This is a genomic window from Actinomadura napierensis (assembly GCF_039529375.1).
In the GTDB taxonomy this organism is placed as follows: Bacteria; Actinomycetota; Actinomycetes; order Streptosporangiales; family Streptosporangiaceae; genus Spirillospora; species Spirillospora napierensis.
On sequence record NZ_BAAAMR010000216.1, the window covers coordinates 1 to 6,262 of the forward strand.

9 protein-coding genes are annotated in these 6,262 nt (G+C 75.4%); 7 read left to right on the top strand and 2 right to left on the bottom strand.

Translation table 11 applies throughout. The features are described 5' to 3' along the window. Positions 1 to 225: hypothetical protein (locus ABD296_RS48530; protein ID WP_344285043.1), on the bottom strand; the 225-nt coding region annotated here is incomplete at its 3' end. A gap of 98 nt (positions 226 to 323) precedes the next feature. Further along, positions 324 to 1,280 (bottom strand): LLM class F420-dependent oxidoreductase, encoded by a 957-nt coding sequence (locus ABD296_RS48535; protein ID WP_344285045.1) that lies wholly within the window; start codon positions 1,278 to 1,280, stop codon positions 324 to 326. Between the two features lie 192 nt (positions 1,281 to 1,472). Here ABD296_RS48535 and ABD296_RS48540 point away from each other — a divergent pair, with 192 nt between their 5' ends. The 7 genes from ABD296_RS48540 to ABD296_RS48570 are packed head-to-tail and all read left to right on the top strand — an operon-like array spanning position 1,473 to position 6,064. Continuing rightward, positions 1,473 to 2,213, top strand: coding sequence for a hypothetical protein (locus ABD296_RS48540; protein WP_344285048.1), 741 nt, complete (start codon positions 1,473 to 1,475; stop codon positions 2,211 to 2,213). Continuing rightward, entirely contained in the window at positions 2,210 to 2,461 is a 252-nt protein-coding gene (locus ABD296_RS48545) for a monovalent cation/H+ antiporter complex subunit F (RefSeq protein ID WP_344285051.1), read from the top strand. Before ABD296_RS48540 ends, ABD296_RS48545 begins: the two co-directional genes overlap by 4 nt. 47 nt (positions 2,462 to 2,508) lie before the next feature. Then, the gene (locus ABD296_RS48550; RefSeq protein WP_344285054.1) at positions 2,509 to 2,847 is read left to right on the top strand and encodes a monovalent cation/H(+) antiporter subunit G; all 339 of its coding nucleotides are present in this window, start codon (positions 2,509 to 2,511) and stop codon (positions 2,845 to 2,847) included. After that, positions 2,844 to 3,203: a Na(+)/H(+) antiporter subunit B gene (locus ABD296_RS48555; protein WP_344285056.1), complete on the top strand. Its 360-nt coding sequence runs from the start codon at positions 2,844 to 2,846 to the stop codon at positions 3,201 to 3,203. The genes ABD296_RS48550 and ABD296_RS48555 overlap by 4 nt, the downstream gene beginning before the upstream one ends. Positions 3,204 to 3,213: 10 nt before the next feature. Next, positions 3,214 to 3,906 (top strand): MnhB domain-containing protein, encoded by a 693-nt coding sequence (locus ABD296_RS48560; protein ID WP_344285058.1) that lies wholly within the window; start codon positions 3,214 to 3,216, stop codon positions 3,904 to 3,906. Then, a complete protein-coding gene (locus tag ABD296_RS48565; RefSeq protein WP_344285061.1) occupies positions 3,903 to 4,250 on the top strand; it encodes a sodium:proton antiporter in 348 nt (115 codons plus the stop codon). Before ABD296_RS48560 ends, ABD296_RS48565 begins: the two co-directional genes overlap by 4 nt. Further along, the gene (locus ABD296_RS48570; protein ID WP_344285064.1) at positions 4,247 to 6,064 is read left to right on the top strand and encodes a complex I subunit 5 family protein; all 1,818 of its coding nucleotides are present in this window, start codon (positions 4,247 to 4,249) and stop codon (positions 6,062 to 6,064) included. The genes ABD296_RS48565 and ABD296_RS48570 overlap by 4 nt, the downstream gene beginning before the upstream one ends. Positions 6,065 to 6,262 lie beyond the last annotated feature (198 nt).

The window sequence follows — 6,262 nt, forward strand, 5'->3', positions numbered from 1 at the left end:
GATCCCGCCGAACTGCTGGACGGCCGCCGTGCCTTCGCCGACGCCCGCGCCCGCGGCGCGGACGGTGCCCTGCGCGGCACCGGCGGTGCCCTGCGCGGTGTCGCGCGCGGCGTCCGAGCCGGTCTCGGCGGCCGATTTCGCCGCGCCGGACGCGGCCGCGCCGACCCGTCCGGCGTTCTCGCCGATCTGTCCGGGGCCCTTGCCGGGCACCGAGGGGGTTTCCATCTTCGTTCCTTCCATCGGGGGGATCTCGGGGGTGGGTGGTTCTCGGAGGGACGGCCGCGCGGGGAACGGCCGCATGGATCCGGGTGCCGGACGCGGGGTCAGCCGCGCAGGCGGGGCAGCACCTCGCGGGAGTAGAAGTCGAAGAAGCCGTCCTGGTCGGGGCCGATCTGGGTGACGAACACGTCCTCGTACCCGGCGTCGACGTAGGCGCGCAGCGCCCGCGCGTGCACTTCGGGGTCGGGGCCGCACGGCACCCGCTCGGCGACCATGTCCTCGGTCACCAGCTGCGCCAGCTGCCGGAACTGCCGCGGCTGCGGCAGCAGCTGGTTGGCCTCCCCCGGCAGGTAGTCGCTGGCCCACAGCCGCAGCGCGGTCCGCCGCGCCTGCGCCTCGTCGGCCGCCCAGCACGCCTTCAGCCCGCCCTGCACCCGCTTGCCCTCGCCGCCCGAGTCGCGGAACACCTTCACCAGGTCCGCCTCGGGCATCATGCAGATGAACCCGTCGGCGATCCGGCCCGCCAGCGTCGCCGCCTTGTTCCCGAACCCCGACATGTAGATCGGCGGCGGCTCGTCCGGGACGCTGTACAGGCGGGCGGTGTCGAGCCGGTAGTGATCGCCGCGGTGGGTGACCAGCTTGCCGGTGAACAGCCGCCTCATCAGCTCGACGGCCTCCTCCAGCATGTCCATCCGCTCGGCCGCGGGCGGCCAGCGCGAGTCGACGATGTGCTCGTTGAGGAACTCGCCGGTGCCGACGCCGAGGGTGAAACGGCCGCCGGTCAGCAGCGCCGACGTCGCCGCGGCCTGCGCCACGATCGCCGGGTGCGTGCGCACCAGCGGGCAGGTCACCGCCGTCCCCACCGGCAGCGACGTCGCCTGCGAGATCGCGCCGATCACCGACCACACGAACGAGGCCTGGCCCTGCTCGTCCAGCCACGGATGGAAGTGGTCGGAGATCCACAGCGCCTCGAACCCGGCCTCCTGCGCCAGCCGCGCCTGCCGCACCAGCTCGCCGGGGGCGTGCTCCTCGCTGGACAGGAAGTACCCGAACCTCGTCATGCGTCCCTCCCTGTGCCGTGCGCGGGCGCGCCGGGACGGTCGTCCTGTAGCGCGGCCTACCCCGCCCGCCACGCGCAAACATGCCCCGGCATACGCCCCAGGCGGGTAGAAAACGGGCTCTGGACGGGTCGGGTCGGGCCTCCGGGGGCCGCCGATCACGGTTGGAACCGTCCGCCGGGGTATGCGATCGGCATGACGCCACCCACCCCGAGGCCGCCCGATCCGCCGCCCGATCCGCCACCGGATCCGCCGCCGGGGCGCCCGTCCCGCCTGCCGCAGGCCGGGCCCGGCGCCGCCCGCACGATCCCGCTGACGCGCGGCGGCCCAGCGCGCCTGGCCGCCGAACCGCTCGCCTGGTGGGCCGTCCTGCTCGCGCTCTACCTCTCGCTGATCTCCACGATCGACCTCACCGAGATCACCGTCGGCGCCGTCGTCGCCGCGTTCGCGGCCGCGGTCGCCACCGGCGGACGCCGCGCCCTGTTCAGCACCGGCGCCGCCCGCGACCTCGCCGGGCGCCGCAGCCCGGCCGCCGACCTGGCGCTCGGGCTGCGGCCCGTCCCGCCCGCCCGGCTGGCGGCCCCGCTGGCGCTGCTGCCCGCCCAGATCGTCGTCGACAGCGCCCGCGTCGCCGTCGTCGTCGCGTCCGGCGGCACCTGGACCCGCCTGGACGCCGCCCCCGGCGCCGCCAACCGGGGCGCCGCCACCCTGCTGGTGTCGACCTCGCCCGCCACCTACGTCGGCGGCGTCGACCCCGAGCACGGAGCGCTGACCGTCCACCGCCTCACCCCGCACCCCTCGCGGTTCGAGCGGCGGCTGCGCGCCACCGGCCTCATCCGCTCCCCCGACGACCAGCCCGCCCTCGGGCAGGCATCCGGCGAGCAGTGCTCCGGTGAGCAGGGCGGGCGCGCCGGCGGCGGGCCGGAGGCGCGATGAGCATCGCCGTCCCCGCCCTGGTGATCCTGGTCGCCGCCGTGCTGCCCGCGCTGCTGACCACCCTGCGCGGACGCCCCGTCGACCGGCTCGCCGGCCTCATCGTCACCGGCCCCCTGGTCACCCTCGTGCTCGCCCTGCTCGCCTCCGCCTACGGGCGGACCTCCTACCTCGACGTCGCCCTCATCCTGGCCCTGCTGTCGTTCGCCGGGGCCCTGGTGTTCGCCCGGTTCTTCAGCCGGACCCTGTGACAGGACGGGTGACGGGACGGAGAAGCCGTGAACCGAACGGGAGGCACATGACCCTGCTCGCCGACACCCTCACCTGGGCCGGCACCGCCGTGTGCGTGCTGGCCGGGCTGCGGCTGCTCCTCACCCGCGGCGCCGCCGCCCGGCTGCACGCCGTCGCGCCCGTCACCGCGCTCGCCGCCCCGCTGCTGCTGGCCGGGCTCGCCCTGCACCCCTGGTCGTCCTGGCACGACGTCGTCAAGATCGCCGTGATCGGGGTGCTGCTGGCCGCCACCGGACCCGCCACCGTCGTCACCGCCGGCCAGGCCGTCGCCCGCGCCGAAGGCGCCACCACGCGAGCGGGCACCGGCCCACGCGGCCGGGACGCGCGGGAAGGAGAAGCGCCGTGAGCGACCCGTTCTCCGGCCCGCTCGCCGACGCCCTCATCGTCACCGCGCTGATGATGGCCGCCTTCATGGCCACCGCGGTCGTGCTGACCCGCGACCCCGCCCGCCAGGCCATCGTCCTGTCCGGCTACGGGATGGTCCTCGGGGTGCTGTTCCTCGTCCTGCAGGCCCCCGACGTCGCCATGTCGCAGATCGGCGTCGGCACCGTCGTCGTCCCCCTCATCGTCGTCCTCGCCCTGCACGCCACCCGCCGCCACCGCAAGGGAGGCGACACCGGCGAGGACGACCGGCATCCCGACAACGACACCACCGGCACCACCGCCGGCAGCGCGGGCGGCGCGGGAGGGGACGCGCGATGAGGGCGCCCGCATGAGGACCCGCACCCGCATCCTGCTGTTCGCCGCCGGCGCCGCCGGCAGCGCCGCCCTGTTCACCGCCGGCGCCCTCGACCTGCCCCGCTTCGGCGGCGCCCTGCACCCCTACGGCGACCGCGCCGTCCACCAGGCCCTGCGCGAGTCCACCACCAACACCGTCTCCTCGGTCAACTTCGACCAGCGCGCCTTCGACACCATCGGCGAGGAGCTGATCCTGATGGCGTCGGCGATCGGCGCGGTGGTGCTGCTGCGCGTCGTCGGCAAGGAGGCCGAGGACCAGGGCGCCACCCACCGGCACGGCCCCGCCGAGGTGTCGGACGCCCTGCGCATCGTCGGCTACCTGCTGCTGCCCGTCACCCTGCTCATCGGCGTCTACGTCGTCGCGCACGGCGCCCAGTCGCCCGGCGGCGGATTCCAGGGCGGCGTCATCCTCGGCACCGCCATCCACCTGCTCTACCTCGCCGGCGACTACCCCGCCCTGCAGCGGCTGCGGCCCATCCCGGTGTTCGAGTCCACCGAGGCGCTCGCCGCCGGCGTGTTCGTCGCGATGGCCCTGGCCGCCGCCGGCGCCGTCCCCGCCCTCAACGGCGCCGTCGGCGTCGAGGTCGGCTGCGCGCTGGTCCTGCTCATCGGCAAGTTCTTCGAACAGGCACTGCTCGTGCGCGAACCACCCGGGGAGCCCTCGTGAGCCACCTGCCCTACCTGACCGCCGGCTGGATCATCCTCATCGGGATCTACGGCATCGTCACCAGCCGCGACCTGATCCACGCCGTGGTGTGCCTGTCGATCACCCAGTCCGGCACCTACGTGCTGCTGCTGGCGATCGGCTACCGCTACGGCGCCACCGCCCCCGTCTTCTCCGACCGGCCGCCCCACGGACGCCCCGTCACCGACCCCGTCGTGCAGGCCATGACCCTCACCGACATCGTCGTCGGCGCCACCGTCACCGCACTGCTGCTCGCCCTGACCGTCCAGGTCGCCAAACGGCGCGGCACCCTCGACCCCGGCGAGCTGAGGTCGCTCGAATCGTGATCCTGCAGATCACCGTCGCCGTCCCCGTCCTGACCGCCGCGCTGCTGGCCACCGCCGGACGGTGGCTGCCGCGGCTGGCCGTCGACCTCGCCGCCGTCCTGGCCGTCGCCGCCGTCGCCGCGCTGTCGGCCCTCACCCTCACCCGCGCCCCCCACCACGCCCAGGTCAGCTGGCTGGGCGGCTGGGGACCGGCCACCGGCGTCGGCATCCCCCTGGTCGCCGACCCCCTCGCCGCCGGCCTCGCCCTCATCACCGCGCTGCTCACCCTCGCCGCGCTGCTGTTCTCCTGGCGGTACTTCACCGAGGTCCAGGCGATCTTCCACACCCTGATGCTGCTGTTCCTGGCGGCGATGGTCGCCTACGTCTACACCGGCGACCTGTTCGACGCGTTCGTGTTCTTCGAGCTGATGAGCGTCGTGGCGTTCGCGCTCACCGGCTACCGCTCCGAAGAGCCCTCCACCGTCCACGGCGCCCTCAACTTCGGCATCATCCAGTCGATCGGCGCCTACCTCACCCTCGCCGGCATCGCCCTGGTGTACGCGCGGACCGGCGAGCTCGGCATGGCCACCGCCGGCCGCCACCTGCTCGGCACCGGCACCGGCGGGCACGGCGACGCCCTCGTCACCGCCGCGTTCGTACTGATCTGCACCGGCTACCTGGTCAAGGCCTCCGCCGTCCCCTTCCACTTCTGGCTCGCCGACGCCCACGCCGTCGCCCCCACCCCCGTCTGCGTGCTGTTCTCCGGCATCATGGTGCCGCTCGGCGTCTACGGCATCGCCCGCACCTACTGGGCGACGTTCGCCGGGCTGGTCCCGCTGCGCGCCATCGCCGTCCTCGGCGCCGCCGCCGCGCTGCTCGGCGCCGTCATGTGCGTCCTGCAGCACCACATCAAACGGCTGCTGGCCTACTCCACCGTCAGCCACGTCGGGCTGCTGCTGGTCGGCGTCGCCGCCCACGGCCCGGACGCCCTGGCCGGCACCGCCTACTACCTCGCCGGGCACGCCGGCGTGAAAGGCGCCCTGTTCCTGGCCGCCGGCGCCCTGCTGAACCGGCACCAGACCGTCGACGAGCACGAACTGCGCGGACGCGGACGCGGCATGCCCGTCACCGGCGCCACGTTCCTGCTCGGCGCGCTCGGTCTGGCCGGGCTGCCCCCGTCCGGCCTGTACGCCGGGCACGCCGTCACCGAGCACGCCGCCGAGGAACTCGGCTGGTGGTGGTTCACCCCGCTGGCCATCGCGGCGTCCGCGCTCACCGCCGGCGCCGTCCTGCGCGTCTGGCTCGGGGTGTACCGCGGCACCCCCGCCGAGGAGGACCCCGCCCGCGGCGGTCAGGACACCGCGCACCCCGCCGGCGGCGGTCACGAGGACCCCGAGACCCGCCCCATCCTGCGCAACCTGCCCTGGACGATGGTCACCCCCGGCCTCGTCCTGCTCCTGGCCGCGCTGCTGGCCGGGCTGATCCCCGGGGGCCCCGTCGGCGCCGCCGCCGCGATGTTCGCCGACCGCGACGGCTACGCCGCCCTGGTGCTGGACGGCCGCGTCCCCCACCCCCACTCGGTGCCCGCCGACCCCTGGACCGCCTCGGGCGTCGCCGGGTTCCTCGTCACCCTGCTGCTGGCCGCGCTGATCGCCGTGCACGCCGTGCGCCGCCGCACCGCCGAACGCACCGACGCCTCCCCGGGAACTCTGGCGCGCGCCGCCACCGCCACGGCCGCCCGCCTGCACGCCCTGCACTCGGGGCACATCGGCGACTACGCCGCCTGGCTCACCGCCGGTGTCGCCGTCCTGGCCCTGCTCACCGTCCATTTCTGACCCCGGGTTGCCGCCGCCCGCACCGGCACGCGACCCTGGCACTCGTCCCTGGCAGCCGAAACCGCCGGGCCTTCGGAGAGGGGGCCGTCCGATGGAGCACCGCACGGCCCGACCCGCGCCCGCAGCGCGTCGCCGGCCCCGTCGCCGGGCCCGTCGCCGGGCCCGCCGCCGGGCCCGTCGCCGGCCGCCCGGACGCGC